Genomic DNA, 18,673 nt, shown 5'->3' on the forward strand with positions numbered 1-18,673 from the left:
AAATATTTTGCATACTTGGAATATAATTATTCTAGCCTAAACTCCTAAAAGTCTAATTCTATACCCCCACTTGCATCTGGTGTGTTTATAAGGACTATGTCCTTGATCAAGTCAGGGTTATCTTTTTTAAACCTGTCTATCACTTCAAACTTATCCCAACAGTGCATAGGAACTAAGTACTTGTTATTAGTCTTTTGAAGATAGTACTTTATTCCCCAATCATATCTTTCTCCCTGTCTAGGGTCGAGTACAACCATGGCTAGGTCTATATCTTCCCCTTCTAGCTTTGATATTTCCTTTTTAAACCTGTCAGTCATTATCTCATACTCTTCCTCTGTCTCATAGCCATGCCATGTCCACCAGTTCAGGTCTCCTGAGTGGTAGATTCTCTTTCCTTCAACCTCTATCAAAAAAGCCAATCCAAGGTCTGTGCTCTCATAGGTCTTGATCCTTAAATCTCCTATTTGATATTCCTTATTTGGTCCAAGAAAATCAGCCAAGGCTGCATCTGATTCTAGCTTCGGCTCTATATCATCAGACAGGATAAAGCTCACGTTTTTCCTATCCCTGTACAAATCAAATACCTTATCCCTATAATGGTCAGGATGAGAATGTGTAGATAGAACATAAAGATGCTTATCTGGGTCCATCTCTGGTATCTCTCTCTTAAAATAATCAAATAGCAGGTACGACTTGTCCATTTCCAACAAGAAACTGCTATGGTGTATATAATATATTTTCATATTTATCCTCCTTAGGCATATAGCTATATTATACCCCAAAATGTATAAACCTGTTAAGTAATCTATCAAAAAGACTTTTATTTATATATGTATTACTTTAAATCTACCAGCCTATCTTGTATAATTAATATATAGACCATTTTTAATGATTGTCTAGCTTTGATTATCCATAAGCTATTGGATAGATTAATAACTTAAAAGAGGTGACTTGTATGGAACTATTAGTTTTAGAAAACACGGTAGGACTTAAGCTACCAGATGATATAGATATTATAGACACCAGCAATATGAAGCCATGTACTGGTTGTGCTGGTTGTTGGATAGTCAGCCCCGGCCAATGTGTCACAAAGGATAAGGCGCAAAATTATGCAAAAAACCTTATAAAATATGACACCATAACCATAATAAGCAGGTTGTCATACGGTGGCTTTTCCTACAAGATAAAACGTTTTCTAGATAGGTGTGTTGGCTATCTAGGAACCTATATGCATATAGTTGACAATGATGTCAGACATACTAAAAGGTACGACCATACCTTCAAGTTAAATGTTATATTCTACGGCCAGGCTAGTGAAGATGAAAAAGAGACTGCAAGATCCCTTGTCGATGCTGTCTGTAAAAACTACTATGTAAGTAATTCTAATGTAGAATTTGTAGCCAGCTTCAAGAATGCCTACACTCTTGTCACAGGCAAAAGAGTTGATGAAGACCTCTTAGCTTCTACTGACATAACTATACCAAAGCACCAATTGGAGGAAAAACCTAAAAATTCTATAGCCATAATAAATGCAAGTCCCAAAGGCAAAAGAGCTGCTTCAGAGTTTTACTCCAATAAATTAATAGAAATATGCGAGAAAATATCCTGTCAAGAATTTAATATAGACAAGTTTTATTGGTCTAGTGCAAGACCTATAAACAGTGATGAGATCATGAAGTTTACAATGTATGACTCCATAATTCTATGCTTTGGTCTCTATGTAGATGGCATGCCTTCACATATAATAGAAAACCTTCAAAGAATAGACTACTACCTGTACGAATATATGAGAAACCACACTCTAGGTGAAATAGGTAAAAATATCAAAAATACTAGGCTATATGTTGTTTCAAATAGCGGCCTTCTACACGGTAACCAATCAAAGCACGCCATAGAGAGCCTTGAGTACTTCTCTAATAAGGTTGGTTTCAAATGGGGTCAAGGAATAGGAATAGGAGCAGGTCCCCTATACACAAACCCTCATATGGATATGTTTGCTATAGATGAGGCAAGACACGTATACGCAGCCCTTGTAGAATTCTGTAACAATATCCTATCCCCTGATGACAATAAGGAAATCAAAAACCTATACACTATGGGTCATATGGATGTTGATGACTATATGAATCTTCTCAACTCAATTTGGGAAAAGGGCCTGAAAAAGCACCAAAAGATATAAGATCTATATAAAATTAATATAATAAGTATAAAAAATGGAGGTTAGATTCTCGCTTATATAAGCAGGCATCTTACCTCCATTTGACAAGAAATACATCTATAAATTATTGCTTAGGCCTGTATTTCTTTTACATATATTTACATATGTGTATTTATATTTTTCCAAGAATAGTTTTATCTATACTACTTAACAAAATCATTCTTCTTTAGTGACTCTATAGCCTTGTCAAGTTTCTCAGGTGAAACCATAACTATCGGTCCTGTACAACCCATACCACTTTCAGCATAGATGCCATCCTTCCAAAGGGCCTTTACAGCATCTTCTAGGTCTAGGATATCAACTCCAGCTATACCTTCAGTTACAACTTCCTTTGGTGGAGCTACGACTTCCTCAGATTCAGTCTTTGGAGCCTTCTTAGACTTTAGATCAGCTAATTCCTTGTCAAGACCGCACTTAAGTGCTTTCTTATATTCTTCTCTAGCCATAACATTTACCTGACCCTTTACTATGTCATAAGCATACCTTAGGGCATTGGCAACAACTGGGCTACCACTTGCACGAGATAGGATTAGGACACGTCTATCATAGTCTTCACCTATACCAGGTCCATAACCGAATCCCTGGGCCTCAAAGTCTCCACCTGTATTGAATGATGAGAATACCTTCATCAATAAGTTACCTGTTAGAGTATCAGTTACCATTACATCTGGAACACCTATTAATAGGTCGTTACCCCTCATTACAGATCCACCATCAGCTCTCATAGACTCAGCAAAGTCAAAATCATATCCCTGGTCTTTGATGCTTAATAGGACTTTTTCAACCTGTCTAGCACCATCTAGGTTTAATATACCTACACTTGGTCTTTCTATACCACAAGCCTTGGCTGTAGATATACCATATATTGCATTTCTTACCATAGCTTCTACCCTATCAGTAGCTGATGTACCTGTTGTAGTTGCTATAAACATTTCCTTAGCTCTTGCAGGAGTCACTACCCTACCTACTGTAGATACGCCTATAGGGAAATTGTAGTGCATAGTAACACAAGCATCTATTTCACCAGCGTCAAGTAGTTCTTCCATTTTTTTGTACATTTCGTCTTCAGTTTCTACTTCATAAGAAGTAAATCCTTCAGCCCCCTTACCTATAAGAACAATCTCAAACATACCCTTGTCTGCTAGTCTAGCTCCATTAATTAGGTTCTCAGGTCCATGTTCACTACCAAGAGTTGTAAGACCTACTCTTATTTTCTTTCCAAAATTACCACTTTCGATTGCATCAGCAACTTCTAGTAGTACGTCAGATATTATTTTATTAGACATATTTCTACCCCCTACTCTTCTATCATATTTAGGGCTATATTTCTCATAGATTCTGCAATTATCTTTCTTATTTCATCCTTAGAGATTGAAGAAGCTTCTTCTACCACTCCTGGGTTTCTTTCAGCAACAAATGATACACCATCGAATAGGTTTGTCATTCTTCCTAGGAATAGACTTCCCTTACCAACGATCATAGCTCTATTCTTGTCTCCACTTGTTAGGTCATCAATTAAAAAACCTATGTATGGTACTCCTGATGGTATATGCCCCTGAGTTGGAGCCCATCCTGGTAGACCATGACCAGCTATAAAGCTCTTTAATTCCTTCTTTTCTATTTCGCCTCTAGTAGCAGCTAGGGCACCTATCATCTTATAGTTGGCTTCTGGTACATTACCTGCACCTGCTGGCTTAGTGATGTCTGGGTTCTGCATTTCTACTGAATATACGTCAACATCTGGTATCTTAAGTCCTAGTCTATCTAGTCCCTGAGTTATTAGGGCTGTCATAACTGCCTGAGGAGCTGAACCAGTACCAACTGTATGCTTACCAACAGAATCAGTTCTTATGATTGGGTGTACTCCATCATTTTCTGATATTAGTATTGCAAATCCACCTACAACGTCTTCTAGAACTGGAAGACCCTTCTTAACATGGTCTTTTGCATTCATTCCTAGTTTTGCAGATGCTCCACCAGCAACAACCATAACGTTCTTGTGGATACCAGCCTTAACTAGAGCTGCTGCATTGATTAGGGCATGAGTTGGTCCAGCACAGAAACCTCTTGTGTCAGATCCACTAGCATGAGTCATACCAGCCATTTCAGCTATAGACTTGGCAAAGTTTCCTCCACCTCTCTGGTTCATATCACCACAAGCCTCTTCTGAACACTCGATTACATAGTCTATCTCGTCCTTGCTTATGCCTGAACTCCTAAGTAATTCAAGAGCTGATACAACACCTGATGCCTTAACAACTAGGTTTTCAAACATAGTGTGAGCATTTAAGTTTACATCTACATCATGGGCTCTCTTAACATAACCAACTAACTTGTCTTCGTGGTATAGACCCTGTGCAGTGTGTGATGCACATAATTCTTCTGCATCTGATATATCTGATCCCTTTAATAGACCAAAGAATGGCTCTAGTTCTGGGTAGTTTTCTTCTATAGTTGGTCTTACATTAGACACAAATTCTTCTGATAACTTAACTAGTTCAAATGCATCTGATATCTGCATTAATGCTATGAATTCATCCTGAGGTACTATCTGACCAAATTTACCTCTTCTCTCACCCTTGTGCTCTACTTCACACCAAGGAAGCTTTAAGTCTGCTAGGGCTTCTGGTCTTTCATTTCCAATATAAACCTGGTTTGGAAGATAGTTAACTACTTCTTCGTAGCTTCTTATCTTACTTCCAACTTCTTTTAAGAATTCTGAATCAGGATTTATTTCCTGTTCAACTGTACAAGTTGTACCGTTTTTGATTATCATGTCAGGAGTGTGTACTAAAACGTATCCTGCACCTCTAAATACTGGGTATGACATAATTTACCTCCATTAAATAATAAATTTATATTACTTACTAGCAAACTGATACACTGTATTTGCCACTACAATATACAATCGCCTTTTTATATAATCTAGCCATATAGGACTAGATATTGATAGATATATGGAATTTATACAACACCAAATATATATTTTTCCAATATACAATATATACCAATATTGGTACACCAAAAAGGTGTACCAATATTTTAGTTACTATAGTGATATCTTTATAAAACTATAGTCTAGTTAGCTTGAATAACTATAGTCCAATTAGTCTTCAAAAACAGTCTGTCCATCAACTTCAACAGTCAATGCCTTTAGAGCCCTTTCAACTAACTTTCTTCTTAGTACCTTTTCTTCAGCAGCATCTAGTGCTGGGTTTCCAAGAGGGTGAGGTATAGCTATAGTTGGAACTATTCTGTTCGCACCAACTGTTAGGGAAATAGGAACAACTGTACACATGTGAACTACAGGTAGACCAGCTCTCTCTATTTCTTTTACCATCGTTGCACCGCAACGAGTACAAGTGCCTCACGTAGAAGTCATGATAACTGCATCCACACCATCAGCTATCATCTTCTGTGCATACTCAGCCGCAAATGCCTTTGCAGAAGCAACAGCAGTACCATTACCAACAGTTGTATAGAACTTGTCATGTAATGATCCTATAACGCCTTCTTTTTCTAAATCTCTTAATACGTCAACAGGAAGAACTCTGTCAGAGTCAGCATTAGCATATGATGGGTCATATCCACCGTGTGCTGTTTCCCATTTATCTTCTGTAAGATCTTCAACTCCTGCTATAGAATATTCACCATACTTTGTAGCATTTGAAGATTCTATTCTATCAGGGTTAGTCTTTGGAACTATACCACCTGATGTACAAAGAGCTATCTTACACTTAGATAGGTCCTTAACTGCTGGGTTTGGATCAACTCTATCGAAGTTTGGCATTGGATATTCTGTTACAAATTCTTCGCCGTTTATCTTCTTGATAAGCATATCAACTGCTCTCTTTGATCCTCTTTCCTCTGCAAAGAAGTTAACTCTTACACCCTTTTCGATATAGCCTTCTTCAGCTGGAGAACCAATTTCTTCACCCTTAGCTAGTTTAGCAGCAAGCTTAGCCATCTTTGGAAGAGCCTTTCTCATACCTGCAGCAGAGTTAGCTGTTTCAACTATGTATAATTCCTTCTTATACATATCAGCACCTGGGTTTTCTATGTACATACCTGTTAGGCATGGTATTTCTAAAGCATTCTTAACTACGCTAGTGATTGTACCACAAGCAACACCGTATCTACCAGCGTTGAATGCAGGGCCAGCTATAAATAACTGTGGGTCAAATCCTTTTACCATAGCCAATACTTCTTCGCTTGCTTCATCTATGTTTTCATTGAAGTAACCATCACCACAAACTACTGTACCAACTACTTCAAACTCTTCTCCTAGCTTTGCATTTAACTGCACACTCACTGGAGGAAGTTCTTCTAGTACTTTTGGTTCAACGTCTGCTTTTTCTTCTCCACCTATACCGGCAAAGAACTGGTTCACATAATGAACTACTCTAATCTTTGACATTATTATACCTCCTGGATTCTTATAAGTATTTACAGAATTCGTCTCTTATTTCAGCCATTTCTTCAGATATTTCATCACAGTCAAGTACCATTTCCATCATACCTACCTGTTCTTCGTAAACAGCTTCATCAAACTGTTCTTTCATTTCTTCTTCAACAACATGGAATACGCTTAGTCCTAATTCTACTCCTGCAAGAGGTCCAGCGAATGTAGGGTCACCTGCTGTTACTGTTTCAGCTGCAAGACCTGCAGCTTCGGCTTCTGCGGCACCTAATAAAACCACAACATTTTCAGCTCCGAACTTGTCGGCAGCATCCTTTACTCTGTTCTGGTTTTCAAGGTCCATAGCCCCAGCAGCTGTTCAGACGAAGCATTCTGTAGATGAAAATACTACTTCAGCGCCGTCAACAGTTTTAACACATTCTTCGATAGCAGGACCAGGTATACCGTCTCTGTCACCGATTATTATAACTTTTTTATTATTTAAAGTTGTCATAACGATTATCTCCTTCTTTTATTTTTGTTTTGTCTTTGTCTTCTTATTTTTTGTCTTTTTGTATTTGTCTCTTGTACTAATATCTTTTGTATTTGTCTTTGTCTTTGTCTTCTTATTTTTGTCTTTTTATTTGTCTTTACTGCTAATATCTTTTGTATTTGTTTTTAACTAATATCTTTGTATATTTCTTCTCTACTAATATCTTACTAATTTTGTCTTTTTACAAAAATAATTTTATCTTTGTACTTACTACTAATATCTCTATTTTTTCACAACTAATATACTTTTACTAATATCTAAAAATTAAGTCTTACTTAGAATGTCTTTGCTGTTAGGAATCCGAATCCTGTTTCATTTGTAGCACCAGTGATTGCCTGGATTTCTATTTCTATTGATCCATCTTCTCTTAGAGAATGTTCGTTACCACCAGCTATTATGTTTACAAATTCAACATGTCCTATAACTCTATCAAGCTTTGGAAGAACTACATACTGGTTAGCGTTACCACCTGTTACAACTGCGTCTGCCTTAGCATCTGCATCTGCTAGTGACTGAGATGCACCATCTCTACCAGCATACTCATCTGTTACTATAACAGTCTTAACACCTACAGTTTCTATCTTCTTACAGTTCATTATAAGGTCTGTATCTGGGTTACCAAATCCTTCCTGAGATACTATTACAGCATCTAGGCCTAGGTACTTACAAAGCTTAGATGTCCAGTTAGAAGATCTTTCCTTATCAGCTAGGTATACATTTTCGTTTGTTATAATAACACCTAAGAAGTTGATTGACTTTCCGTGCTGTGCATATAATTCTTCGATTACACCATTGTTTAAGTGTACATATGTTGGGTTCTTGTCACAAGCAGATACACAGTTTCCTGATACTATAGCTCCGTCCATTACTTCTGTTGGATATAGTAATGTTGGAACTATCTGCTTAGCATCTACACCATATACATATGTATCATGTAGTAATCCCTGAGTCTGTAGCATGTATACATATCCTACCTTTGGTAGTTCTGGATACTGAGCTATCTGCTCTAATAGAGGCTTTGTTTCAAATGTCTGAACTTCTTCTGCTTGCATATCTCTTGCAAGCTCACCAAGATATCTAGCTGCCTTAAATCCTAAGAATCTAAGTGATTTTTCATGGTCATGCTGCTTTACACCTTCAGCTGGTTCAGCTATTAAAACTAGGTTTACAGTCTTTGAGAATGGAGTATATTCAGCTCCAAGACCAGTCATGTCTATTATACCTTCCTGGAAACCAACTACCTTACCAGTTGTTACAACAGCCATACCCTTTAATACATGAGTTCTACCTTCACCAACAGTATCAACTTTTGATAATACTCCTGGGAATATTCCTCCGTTACCTTCTACCTTTACTCTTGGTTCGATAACATCCTTTACAGGTGTGATTCTAACACTTTCGCCTGGTCTTGCGATATCTAGGTCAACTGAAGCGATATGCTCATCATCCCAAATTGTGTTTATCATTTCTTCCTTGTTTACAAATAAAACACCATTTTCTATCTTCGTAACATCTCCAAACTGGATGTCTTTTATGAAGATTTTGCCTATTTCAAGACGCATAGGTTACCTCCTATTAAAATTATATTTATTAAATTAACCAATTATACACTTGAATACTTTGGTATATCACATTTTAAATACTAAATATTGTATATTGTATTTCATGCATTCTATACTATATATTCAACATTATATAATTGATAAATTTCAACTTATTCAGCCTAGCCAGCCCCTAGCAGGACTGGTTAAACTGAACTTTAAATCGTATTTGCCTAAACGATTATATTAATAAAACTTCTTGATCATAGCTTCTATCTTAGCTATTTCTGCATCATCCTTAGTTATTTCATCTACCTTTTCTCCACCCTTATAGATAGTCATTGTTGGTAGTCCAAGAACCTTCTGCTTGATAGCAAGTCTTCTTGCCTTTGTTATATCCATTGAACAGAACTTAATCTTATCTCCATACTGTTCAGCTAACTTATGTACATCTGGCATTAAAGCCTTACATGGTTCACATCCCTGAGACCAGAAATCAACGAACACATAACCTTCACCTTCTAATACTTCAGAATCGAAATTGTCTTTAGTTAATTCTATCATCTTAATACCTCCTGATATGATTTTGACTAGAATACCTAGTCTTATATATAAGTGTGAATTCTTTGTAAAGGCATAGTGAATACCTTTTTTCTTCACAAATATAGTCTTGGTTTTTAAACAAATTTTAATCTTATCTATACTCTTTTTATTCTATCTGTGTATTTCATATATTTTAGTTAAACTTGTATACTATTCAAACTTGCTTGCTATATATCTTTCTGCCATTACTGCAGCTGTAGCACCATCGCTTGTTGCTGTTACAACCTGTCTAACAGGCTTTTGTCTACAGTCACCAGCTACAAATACACCTGGGATATTTGTAGTTGTATCATCAGTTGCTACAAAGTATCCAGCATCGTCACATTCAATTACGTCTCTAAACATTTCTGTCTGAGGAACATATCCTATAAATACAAAGCATCCAAATGTACCATCTTCTTCATCAGCAAAGTACTCTGTAATTTCACCAGTTATCTTGTTCTTGAATACTATAGATTCTAGTATTCCGTCACCCTTTACTTCTTCAACAACTGTGTCTAGTAAGAAATCGATCTTAGGATTGCTTCTAGCCTTGTCTATAGCAGTTGGAGCACATCTGAATCCCTGTCTTCTATGAACGATTGTAACCTTTCTAGCAAACTTTGTAAGGTACATAGCCTCTTCTATAGCACTGTCTCCACCACCGATTACGAATACTTCAAAGTCTTCAAAGAAGTCAGCATCACAAGTAGCACAGTAAGAAACACCCTTACCTGTAAGTTCTGCTTCACCTGGACAACCCATCTTTCTTGGATTAGCTCCTGTTGCTACTACAACAGCCTTAGCCTTGTATTCAACATCAGCAGTCTTAACTATCTTTATATCTCCTGAAAAATCGAAGCTCTGTACATCTCCTCTTGCTATTTCACAACCAAATGCCTTTGCCTGCTCCACCATTCTTGCAGTTAGAGAAGGTCCTGTAGCATTCTCTACTGATCCTGGATAGTTGTCTACCTGGTGGGTTATTACTATCTGGCCACCATTTTTCTGCTTTTCAAGAATAAGAGTTTTTAATTTACCTCTTGCTCCATATAATCCAGCTGATAATCCTGCAGGACCACCACCAATGATCAATAAATCATATACATTTTCCATGCTTTTACCTCCGTATTTTTATATATTGTATACTTACACTTAATAAACATAAATTGCCAGTTTGATATACATCAAGAATTACTAGTCTGAAATATATCAGGAATTACCAGTCTGGCATATATCAAGCAATAATTACCACTAGAAAATCCTATTGGAATATCCTGTCGATCGTCTTTTTAATCAAGTCAAAGTCAATAACCCTAAAGTCGTCTTTTACACTCTCAGTCCAATTAGGAGTCATCTTATTTTTCTTGAACTTTTCAGCAGTGACTATAGCCTCTTCAATCAGTAGCAAAGACTGGATATCAAATTCTTCTGCTTCTTCTAGAACCACACTCCTATAGAGCGTTTCGTTTGGTTTGACACTACCATATAGGGGGTGAGTCAAAAGCTTATAACCCTTGTGGATTAGTTCTCTTGCCTTCTCAAGTATCTCAATATATGTTATATCTTGATATTCAAGATTCAACTTATTGGAATTGAGTTCATTTTCAATCTGTTTAAATTTTTCGTTATTTGTCAGTAGTAACATACGTCTCCCCCTGATCTTTTGTTCAATAAACTAATATTATTTCAGTTGTAAACTCTATTGCTAAATTAAGGTCGAATATGATACCACAATTAATTTGGTTATTTATTTAACCTTTATGAATATAATTGTCTGTTATTTCTTTTTATTCATAATCTTCTAATTACTTATTATAAATAAAAAACAAGGGAGATAAAGTGTCCTTTATCTCCCTGTCAGCAGCTTTCAGAGTCACGTCCAGTCTTATTACTTTTACCTGAGAATTTCATTTTGCGCTTGACGTTCGCAATACTTGTCCCTTCGGTGGCTATTTTTAGCTCTCTCCTAAGACCTTCAACCGATATAAATTATCTTTTCATTAGTGATATATGTTTTACATATCTACATGAGTGATTATACATTAAATCTATAGTAGATTGCAATAGATTTTTGAAAACTTTTTCTCATTTTTTAAATCGATATTATCTATGTTAATTTTTTATAAAAGTTCACACTGATATTCCATTGATATTGCTTAAAATTCATTTCTTTTTAAAATTAAATCCACCTTGAACTTATTAATATATTTACATTGTTTAAATCTATAACCCATATAGCTTTTAAATATTATCCACACTTTTTGCATTTATAATTATACTAATCTACCATCAAATCAACAAAAATGCTGTTTGAAACTTCCCTACCTTCTTGACCAAGTCTAAGTCTTCCATTATCAACTAATAAAAGCCCCTTATCAATATAGTTTTTGACCTTGACCATAAAGTCATTTTCTTCCTTATCAGTTAAATATTTTGTAACCGTATCTAAGAGAATCCCCTCATTTTTTCTAAGACCCAATATGATTTTTTCATTAAATCTATCTTTACTAGCTATGACTTCCTTAAATTCAATTGGCTTTTTCTTATTGTCTAAGTCTTCCATATAATCCTTCATATTTTTGGTGTTCGTATACCTTACATCACCAATAAAACCAGATGCACCTAGACCAAATCCATAATAGTTCAAGCAATCCCAGTATAGGATATTGTGCTTGCATTCACAGCCTTCCTTGGCATAATTGGATATCTCATACTGATGGTAGCCTGAATCCTTTAATTTCTCGACAGTATACCTATACATACTAATATAGGTATCTTCATCAAAGTCATTTAGCCTACCATCTTGGTACATCCTGTAAAATGTAGTCCCTTCTTCAATAATCAAAGAGTAGGCAGATATATGGTCCGGATTCATTGCCACTACCTTTTCAAGACTTTCTTTCCAGTCTTCAAGGGTCTGGCCCTCAAAGGCAAATATCAAATCCACATTTATATTTTCAAGGCCCTCCTGTCTAGCAAGCTCAAATGACTCTACAAATTGGTCCATATCGTGGATTCTACCCATGAATTTGAGATGCTTGTCCTGAACAGCCTGAAGTCCCATACTCAAACGGTTGACTCCATGCTTTTTCATAGTCCTAAGCTTGTCCCTTGTCAAAGTTCCAGGGTTAGACTCTATAGTATACTCACATAGGCTTTCTAAATTGACTTTCTTTTCTATGATCCCAAAAAGCCTGTCTAGTTGGTCTGGACTCAAAAGAGATGGGGTCCCACCGCCTATAAAGATACTATATATGTCTTCTTTTTTATCCATGTACAAGTCCATTTCCTTCTCTAGACTATCAAGATAGGAATTTATTTCTTCGTCTCTACCTACATACGATGTAAAATCACAGTAGTAGCATTTTTTTGCACAAAATGGTATATGTATATATATTGCTTTGTTCATTTTCACCTCATTTATCTCCTCAATACTCCTCATATACTATAATAATCTTTTATACAAAAAAATCTATGCCAAATAGAAAATTGGCATAGATTAGTTTTATAATAAACTTGATACTTATATATTACAATATCCAACAACCTTGTAGTTTGAAGGTATCTTGTAATCCTTATCTAAGTTGTCAAATCCCCACTTAGAATCAAACATAGTAACATCTAGGATTACACCAAAGTATAGCATTACTATACCAGCATCAATCTTGTTGATGTAGCTTCCTAAGTAGTTCTCACTGTCTATAGCAAGAACAACCTTGCCACCATCAACTATAAATCTCCATGGCTGCTTGTTAAGAGCTGATGGAGCTAGTCTAGCATATGAAAATGCATCAAGTAAGGCTCTCTCTTCTAGAACTTCTACTGTAGCATTATTATTCCATTCATCTATAAATACCATTTCTTCTAGGGCTATTCTAGATGAACCAGTACCTTCAACCTTTATATCTGCCTTAGAGTAGTTATCTCCTGTTTTAACACTTGTTTCTACCTTTACACCACCATTAGCTGCATATCCCATAGCTATTAGGGCTACGACTTCCTTGTCAGACTCTATTCCTAGTGCCTTCTTAACTGCATCCTGGTCGTTAAAAGTTACCCAACAAGAATTAAGACCTAGGTCTCTAGTCTTTAATACTGCTCTTTCGCCAACATATCCGGCATTTTCTATATAGTGGTCCTTATTTTCAGATAGTAATACTAGGTATGTAGGAGCCTTTACAGCTACTCCGTTATATCCAGCAACTCCATACAATCTCTTGTAGGCTTCTTCACCTTCAATAAATCTTGATTCAACTGCTATGTCAGCAACCAATTTCTTACATTCTAATATAAACTTTTCTACTTCTAATAGCTTTGCTGTCTCTACTGGCATATCCTTGAAGTCTCTTACAGACCTTCCATTAGCTATCAATGACTTATAATCCATTACTCTACCTCCAAATGTTGTAATTAATAAATATTTTTTAATATTTCTATTAACCTGTCTTTCTCATTATCAGATGGATTTTTTATTACGTGCTCTAACATTTCGTTTAAAAGATTACCTATCATAGGTCCCTTAGCCAAGTTATTCTCAACTATAAACCTACCATCTATTTTCATCTGAGAAATAGAAAAACATTCTCCTGATTCTATTATATCATTATATACCCGAAAATATACATCAGCTTTCAGATTTTTTTGAATAATTTTTGCTAAAATAGCATTTTTCGCAAGTGATAAGTCGCCAAATCTGGACATAATTCTCTTAAGTCCTATCCTAAGGTCCCTTTCACCATGGGCAAACCCATCTTTTTCAAATAGGTATTCAAGGCTAGAATCATTCAAAAATCCATGTATTGCAAGGCTCTTATCTATATCCTTTTTCGAATACCTAAGAGATCTCATGGTCTCTTCTAGGTCCTGACCTTCCATATCCAAAAATAAGTAGGCTCTTTTAATATCCTGCAATAACAAATTGTCAATATTCCCAAAGTTAACTTCTATAAACTTATCCCCAAATATCTCATATAAGTGGTCAATCTTAGTAGATAAGCCTATATTTTCATCACTAGGTCTGTAGCCAAGAAAAAACTTATCAACAAATCCACCTAAGTTATTCAGGTTTTTAACCTTATTAGGATCAGATTCTATAATCTTTTCTAACTCATCATGTATCCTTTCTGCAGATATGAGATGGAGCCTTAGGGAGTTTTCTTCTATATATTTCTGCGTGCTTTCTTCTATTTGAAAACCTAGTTGGGCAGAAAACCTAATAGCCCTCATAATCCTCAAGGCATCTTCCTTGAATCTAAGGTCCGGATTTCCCACACACCTAATAATCTTATTTTTTATGTCCTCAAGACCAGAAAACCTATCGACAAGTCCCCTGCTTGGACTATAGGCCATGGCATTGATTGTAAAGTCCCTCCTAGAAAGGTCATCCACAATATTTCTAGTGAACTCTACTGACTCAGGCCTCCTAGAATCAAGGTAATCGCCGTCAATCCTGTAGGTAGTCACCTCATAGGCTTGACCACCTACTAGTACTGTAACTGTACCATGCTTTATGCCTGTAGGAATAGTCCTATCAAACATAGCTATAATATCTTCAGGAAGTGCATCTGTGGTTATATCCCAGTCTTTTGGAGTCCTAGCCATGATGGAGTCTCTTACACATCCACCTACGACAAAGGCTTCAAAACCACATTCTTCAATTTTATCCAAGATAAGGGCTGCTCCCTTATCAATCATAATCTCCAAAAAATCACTCCTATTTACTCATCCAATTTAAGAACAGACATAAAGGCCTTCTGAGGAACTTCTACGCTACCAATCTGACGCATCCTCTTCTTTCCTTCCTTCTGCTTTTCAAGTAGCTTTCTCTTTCTAGAGATATCCCCTCCGTAACACTTGGCAAGTACGTCTTTTCTATAGGCTGCTACAGTCTCCCTAGCTATTATCTTGTTACCTACAGCTGCCTGAATTGGAACTGGGAACTGGTGTCTAGGTATCTCGTCCTTTAATTTTTCGCACATTGCCTTACCTCTTACAAAGGCTCTTGTCTCATGTATTATAAAGCTTAGGGCATCTACCTGCTCCTTGTTGATAAGTATATCCATCTTTACAAGGTCAGATACCACATAACCCTTCATTTCGTAGTCTATTGAACCGTAACCCCTTGTTCTAGACTTAAGGGCGTCGAAGAAGTCATATATTACTTCATTTAGTGGCAATTCATAGTGAAGCATTACCCTTGTATCATCTATATACTCCATATTCTTCATAGTACCACGTCTTTCCTGGCACAGCTCCATTACAACTCCTACATAGTCCTTAGGTACTATTATATCTGAATTTACTATTGGTTCTTCTATAGTAGATATCTCAGCAGGGGCTGGTAGGTTGGCTGGGTTCTGTATCATCAAGACTTCACCATCTAATTTTGTCACCCTGTATATAACAGATGGAGCTGTTGTGATTATATTTAGGTCAAACTCTCTTTCAAGTCTCTCCTGGATAATCTCCATATGAAGTAGTCCTAGGAAGCCACATCTAAAACCAAAGCCAAGTGCTGCTGATGATTCAGATTCAAACTCTAGGGCAGCATCATTTATCTGTAGTTTTTCTAGGGCATCCCTAACATTTTCATACTTTTCGCCTTCTCCTGGATAGATACCACAGTATACCATAGGTGTAGCCTTCTTGTAGCCTGGTAGAGGGGCATCCGTCCTATTGTTAGCATCAGTTATAGTATCACCCACACGACAAGACCTGATGTCTTTTATACTGGCCGCTATATATCCAACGTCACCAGCAGTCAAATCTTCAAGGGCTGTAGCATTAGGTGCCATAACACCAACTTCAGTAACCTCAAACTTCTTCTTACTGTTCATCATCTCTATTGTCATGCCTTTTTTAACAGTACCCTCAAATACCCTCACATAGGCTACAACACCCTTGTAGGCATCATAGTATGAGTCGAATATCAAGGCCTTAAGTGGTGCCTCAGAGTCACCTACAGGGGCTGGTATATCGTTTACTATAGCCTCTAGTACATCTTCTGTATTTATATCGTTCTTGGCAGATACAAGTGGTGCATCTGAACAGTCAAGTCCTATCAGGTCTTCTATTTCCGTCTTAACATAGTCAGGTCTAGCACTGGGTAGGTCTATCTTGTTTATCACTGGCAGTATCTCAAGGTCCTGTTCTAGGGCTAGGTATACATTGGCTAGGGTCTGAGCCTCTACCCCCTGGGCAGCATCTACAACCAGTAGGGCTCCCTCACAGGCAGCTAGAGATCTTGAAACTTCATAGTTAAAGTCTACATGACCTGGAGTATCTATTAGATTTAGGTGGTATATTTCACCATCCTTGGCCTTATACTTTAGCCTCACATTCTGAAGCTTTATAGTTATTCCTCTTTCACGTTCGAGGTCCATATTATCTAATAGCTGAGACTTCATATCTCTTTCAGATACTAGTCCAGTCTTTTGGATCAGCCTATCTGCCAAAGTTGATTTACCATGATCTATATGAGCAATAATGCTAAAATTTCTAGTTCTACTTTGTCTATTTGTCAATTGAGCTCCTCCTTTTTCTTAAAATTTACATAAACTATCACCTTATATTTTACTTTAATTTGAGTGCAAGGTAAATACAGACTTACAAAAAAATATTTTTTTGTTAAAATTCATTATATAACTTGATTTTTAAGTGAAGTTCTGTTAAAATGGTGTATGTTGATTATGAATTTAGAACATATATAGGGAGGTGAAATATATGGCAAATATTAAGTCTGCTAAGAAGAGAATTAGTGTTATCGAAAAGAAGACTGCTCTAAACAGAGTTAGAAAGTCTCAGATAAAGACTGCTATAAAGAGATTTGATGATGCAGTAGTTGCAGGTAACAAGGAAGAAGCTCAGGCTAAATTCCAGACAGCTCAGAAGAAAATATATCAGGTAGCTTCAAAGGGAACTATCCATAAAAATGCTGCTGATAGAAAGGTTTCTAAGCTAGCTAATAGATTAAACGCTATGAACGCTTAATTAAGTTAATACTCTAGTATCGACGGGTACTAGTGATAATTGTGACAACGCAATGTATAGATTATTCTTGTGTGTCAAACGTTTGAAAATACTAAGAATGTTTTTGGTTATATGTTATCTATTTCATAGATATATAGATCGGATTCATACACGGACTATGGTTACCATATGTCCGTTTTTTCATGCAAATTAAGAGGTCTGAGGACTTGATATATACTTGCAAGCAAGTTTATATCAAAATCATCAGACCTCTTTTATTTAATTTTTCATTTTTATTTACTAGCTTAGTTACAATACTTGATTATAAATTTACTACTTTATTTGCAATACTTGGCTATAAATATCTCCAGTGATAGCCTATCTCCTATCAAACCCTGTTTTATCATATAGTCAGAGTCAGACAGATAGTTTATCATATCCACAAGAATCTCTTCGCTAAAGTTATTAGCCTGCCTAGATAGCTTATTTACAACAAAACTCGGCATACCCATATTATCCCTTATAATATTATAGGGCATCCTCTCCTTTTGCATCCTCTTGATTTGTATGATATTGTAGACTTGCCTAGTTATAAGAAAGATTATACCTAGACCGGACTCTCCCGAATCTATCATATCCTCTAGTAGTTTTAAAGACATCTTTGAGTTTTTTGATGACATATAATCGAGAAACTTGAATACGTCGTTTTCTACCTTGTCCTTCATCATTTGGTCTATTATAGGCTTGTCTACCCTACCTGCATCTCCAACAAATACGCATAACTTTTTGATTTCATTCTCAAGGTCCATAAGGTTCATATCAGACTTCTTGTCACTATAACCAGACATCTCTACCATATAGGCTATGACTGAGTTTTCTATATTGACCCTGTACTTATTAAATATCTGCCTCGACCAATTGAGCAGCTGAACATCTTCAAGTTTTTTGAGTTCTACCATATTGGCAAACTTTCTTAGCTTCTTGAAAAATGACCTTCTAGTATCAACTTCTTCATACTGGGCAAATACTATCAAACTGGTCTCAGGGGCAGACCCTAGTATCTCAATCAACTTCTTTTCATCATTGTCGTTAAAGTTCTTCTTTCTACCCTTAAATAACTCAAAGTCCTTGATTATAATATACCTTCTCTCATCCATAAAAGGAAGAGTCTCAACTGCAGATTGGATCATGTCTATATTTGTTTCCTTACCATCTATAATGACCTGGTTAAAATCCAAAGTCGCAGGATTGGCCAAAGCCTTGAACTTATCTTCTAGTTCTTTTATCAGATATATCTCTTTTCCATAAAGGACATATATCTTGTCTAAATCATTCTTATCAAGTTGTTGAATCAATTCTTCCCTTTTCATATACGCCCTCCTCTACAAAAAATACACCCTGCTACACAA

Annotated in this window: 16 protein-coding genes and 1 riboswitch; of the genes, 2 read left to right on the forward strand and 14 right to left on the reverse strand. The window is 36.3% G+C overall.

The genetic code is table 11. The annotated features are described in order from the left end of the window. Positions 1-44: 44 nt before the first annotated feature. On the reverse strand, positions 45-743 hold the full coding sequence (locus F823_RS0101195) for an MBL fold metallo-hydrolase (RefSeq protein WP_019595283.1): 699 nt from the start codon (positions 741-743) through the stop codon (positions 45-47). 212 nt (positions 744-955) lie between these two features. Here F823_RS0101195 and F823_RS0101200 point away from each other — a divergent pair, with 212 nt between their 5' ends. Next, on the forward strand, positions 956-2,179 hold the full coding sequence (locus tag F823_RS0101200; protein WP_002846559.1) for a flavodoxin family protein: 1,224 nt from the start codon (positions 956-958) through the stop codon (positions 2,177-2,179). Positions 2,180-2,361: 182 nt separating this feature from the next. Here the strand turns inward: F823_RS0101200 and grdD are convergent, their stop codons facing one another. The 12 genes from grdD to lepA form a co-directional block, all read right to left on the reverse strand. After that, the gene (gene grdD / locus F823_RS0101205) at positions 2,362-3,504 is read right to left on the reverse strand and encodes a glycine/sarcosine/betaine reductase complex component C subunit alpha (RefSeq protein WP_002846561.1); all 1,143 of its coding nucleotides are present in this window, start codon (positions 3,502-3,504) and stop codon (positions 2,362-2,364) included. An 11-nt stretch (positions 3,505-3,515) separates the two neighbouring features. Beyond that, positions 3,516-5,048 (reverse strand): glycine/sarcosine/betaine reductase complex component C subunit beta, encoded by a 1,533-nt coding sequence (gene grdC / locus F823_RS0101210; RefSeq protein WP_002846562.1) that lies wholly within the window; start codon positions 5,046-5,048, stop codon positions 3,516-3,518. Positions 5,049-5,324: 276 nt separating this feature from the next. Then, a complete protein-coding gene (gene grdB / locus F823_RS0101220) occupies positions 5,325-6,635 on the reverse strand; it encodes a glycine reductase complex selenoprotein B (protein WP_080547814.1) in 1,311 nt (436 codons plus the stop codon). 19 nt (positions 6,636-6,654) lie between these two features. After that, positions 6,655-7,131 carry a glycine/sarcosine/betaine reductase complex selenoprotein A gene (gene grdA, locus F823_RS0101225; protein ID WP_080547815.1) on the reverse strand — a complete coding sequence of 159 codons (477 nt, stop codon included), beginning with the start codon at positions 7,129-7,131 and terminating at the stop codon, positions 6,655-6,657. A 314-nt stretch (positions 7,132-7,445) separates the two neighbouring features. Then, the gene (locus F823_RS0101235; protein ID WP_002844641.1) at positions 7,446-8,732 is read right to left on the reverse strand and encodes a glycine/sarcosine/betaine reductase component B subunit; all 1,287 of its coding nucleotides are present in this window, start codon (positions 8,730-8,732) and stop codon (positions 7,446-7,448) included. A 225-nt stretch (positions 8,733-8,957) separates the two neighbouring features. Then, on the reverse strand, positions 8,958-9,275 hold the full coding sequence (gene trxA / locus F823_RS0101240; RefSeq protein WP_002844646.1) for a thioredoxin TrxA: 318 nt from the start codon (positions 9,273-9,275) through the stop codon (positions 8,958-8,960). A 189-nt stretch (positions 9,276-9,464) separates the two neighbouring features. After that, complete coding sequence (trxB, locus tag F823_RS0101245) at positions 9,465-10,409, reverse strand: thioredoxin-disulfide reductase (protein ID WP_002846569.1); 945 nt, start codon at positions 10,407-10,409, stop codon at positions 9,465-9,467. 148 nt (positions 10,410-10,557) lie between these two features. Next, positions 10,558-10,941 (reverse strand): GrdX family protein, encoded by a 384-nt coding sequence (locus F823_RS0101250; RefSeq protein WP_002846571.1) that lies wholly within the window; start codon positions 10,939-10,941, stop codon positions 10,558-10,560. Between the two features lie 231 nt (positions 10,942-11,172). After that, a riboswitch (glycine riboswitch) is annotated at positions 11,173-11,275 on the reverse strand. Positions 11,276-11,574: 299 nt separating this feature from the next. Beyond that, on the reverse strand, positions 11,575-12,705 hold the full coding sequence (hemW, locus tag F823_RS0101255; protein WP_019595284.1) for a radical SAM family heme chaperone HemW: 1,131 nt from the start codon (positions 12,703-12,705) through the stop codon (positions 11,575-11,577). A 114-nt stretch (positions 12,706-12,819) separates the two neighbouring features. Beyond that, complete coding sequence (locus F823_RS0101260) at positions 12,820-13,683, reverse strand: nitroreductase family protein (protein ID WP_002846573.1); 864 nt, start codon at positions 13,681-13,683, stop codon at positions 12,820-12,822. Positions 13,684-13,706: 23 nt separating this feature from the next. Beyond that, positions 13,707-14,990 (reverse strand): CCA tRNA nucleotidyltransferase, encoded by a 1,284-nt coding sequence (locus tag F823_RS0101265; protein WP_002846574.1) that lies wholly within the window; start codon positions 14,988-14,990, stop codon positions 13,707-13,709. Positions 14,991-15,013: 23 nt separating this feature from the next. Then, positions 15,014-16,819 (reverse strand): translation elongation factor 4, encoded by a 1,806-nt coding sequence (gene lepA / locus F823_RS0101270; RefSeq protein ID WP_002842651.1) that lies wholly within the window; start codon positions 16,817-16,819, stop codon positions 15,014-15,016. Between the two features lie 199 nt (positions 16,820-17,018). Between lepA and rpsT the strand changes: the two genes are divergently transcribed. Then, a complete protein-coding gene (gene rpsT, locus F823_RS0101275) occupies positions 17,019-17,285 on the forward strand; it encodes a 30S ribosomal protein S20 (protein WP_002842653.1) in 267 nt (88 codons plus the stop codon). Between the two features lie 317 nt (positions 17,286-17,602). On the opposite strand, the gene holA is transcribed toward rpsT, so the two are convergent. Continuing rightward, entirely contained in the window at positions 17,603-18,634 is a 1,032-nt protein-coding gene (gene holA, locus F823_RS0101280) for a DNA polymerase III subunit delta (protein ID WP_002846575.1), read from the reverse strand. Positions 18,635-18,673 lie beyond the last annotated feature (39 nt).

The organism is Peptostreptococcus anaerobius VPI 4330 = DSM 2949, assembly GCF_000381525.1.
Classification (GTDB): domain Bacteria; phylum Bacillota; class Clostridia; order Peptostreptococcales; family Peptostreptococcaceae; genus Peptostreptococcus; species Peptostreptococcus anaerobius.

What these genes read in the sequence shown, in the direction of transcription:
- rpsT (WP_002842653.1), top strand. Translation starts at nt 17,019, where the DNA reads ATGGCAAATATTAAGTCTGCTAAGAAGAGAATTAGTGTTATCGAAAAG.
- F823_RS0101235 (WP_002844641.1), bottom strand. Translation starts at nt 8,732, where the DNA reads ATGCGTCTTGAAATAGGCAAAATCTTCATAAAAGACATCCAGTTTGGA.
- grdD (WP_002846561.1), bottom strand. Translation starts at nt 3,504, where the DNA reads ATGTCTAATAAAATAATATCTGACGTACTACTAGAAGTTGCTGATGCA.
- grdC (WP_002846562.1), bottom strand. Translation starts at nt 5,048, where the DNA reads ATGTCATACCCAGTATTTAGAGGTGCAGGATACGTTTTAGTACACACT.
- F823_RS0101265 (WP_002846574.1), bottom strand. Translation starts at nt 14,990, where the DNA reads ATGATTGATAAGGGAGCAGCCCTTATCTTGGATAAAATTGAAGAATGT.
- trxB (WP_002846569.1), bottom strand. Translation starts at nt 10,409, where the DNA reads ATGGAAAATGTATATGATTTATTGATCATTGGTGGTGGTCCTGCAGGA.
- holA (WP_002846575.1), bottom strand. Translation starts at nt 18,634, where the DNA reads ATGAAAAGGGAAGAATTGATTCAACAACTTGATAAGAATGATTTAGAC.
- hemW (WP_019595284.1), bottom strand. Translation starts at nt 12,705, where the DNA reads ATGAACAAAGCAATATATATACATATACCATTTTGTGCAAAAAAATGC.
- F823_RS0101195 (WP_019595283.1), bottom strand. Translation starts at nt 743, where the DNA reads ATGAAAATATATTATATACACCATAGCAGTTTCTTGTTGGAAATGGAC.
- F823_RS0101250 (WP_002846571.1), bottom strand. Translation starts at nt 10,941, where the DNA reads ATGTTACTACTGACAAATAACGAAAAATTTAAACAGATTGAAAATGAA.
- trxA (WP_002844646.1), bottom strand. Translation starts at nt 9,275, where the DNA reads ATGATAGAATTAACTAAAGACAATTTCGATTCTGAAGTATTAGAAGGT.
- F823_RS0101200 (WP_002846559.1), top strand. Translation starts at nt 956, where the DNA reads ATGGAACTATTAGTTTTAGAAAACACGGTAGGACTTAAGCTACCAGAT.
- F823_RS0101260 (WP_002846573.1), bottom strand. Translation starts at nt 13,683, where the DNA reads ATGGATTATAAGTCATTGATAGCTAATGGAAGGTCTGTAAGAGACTTC.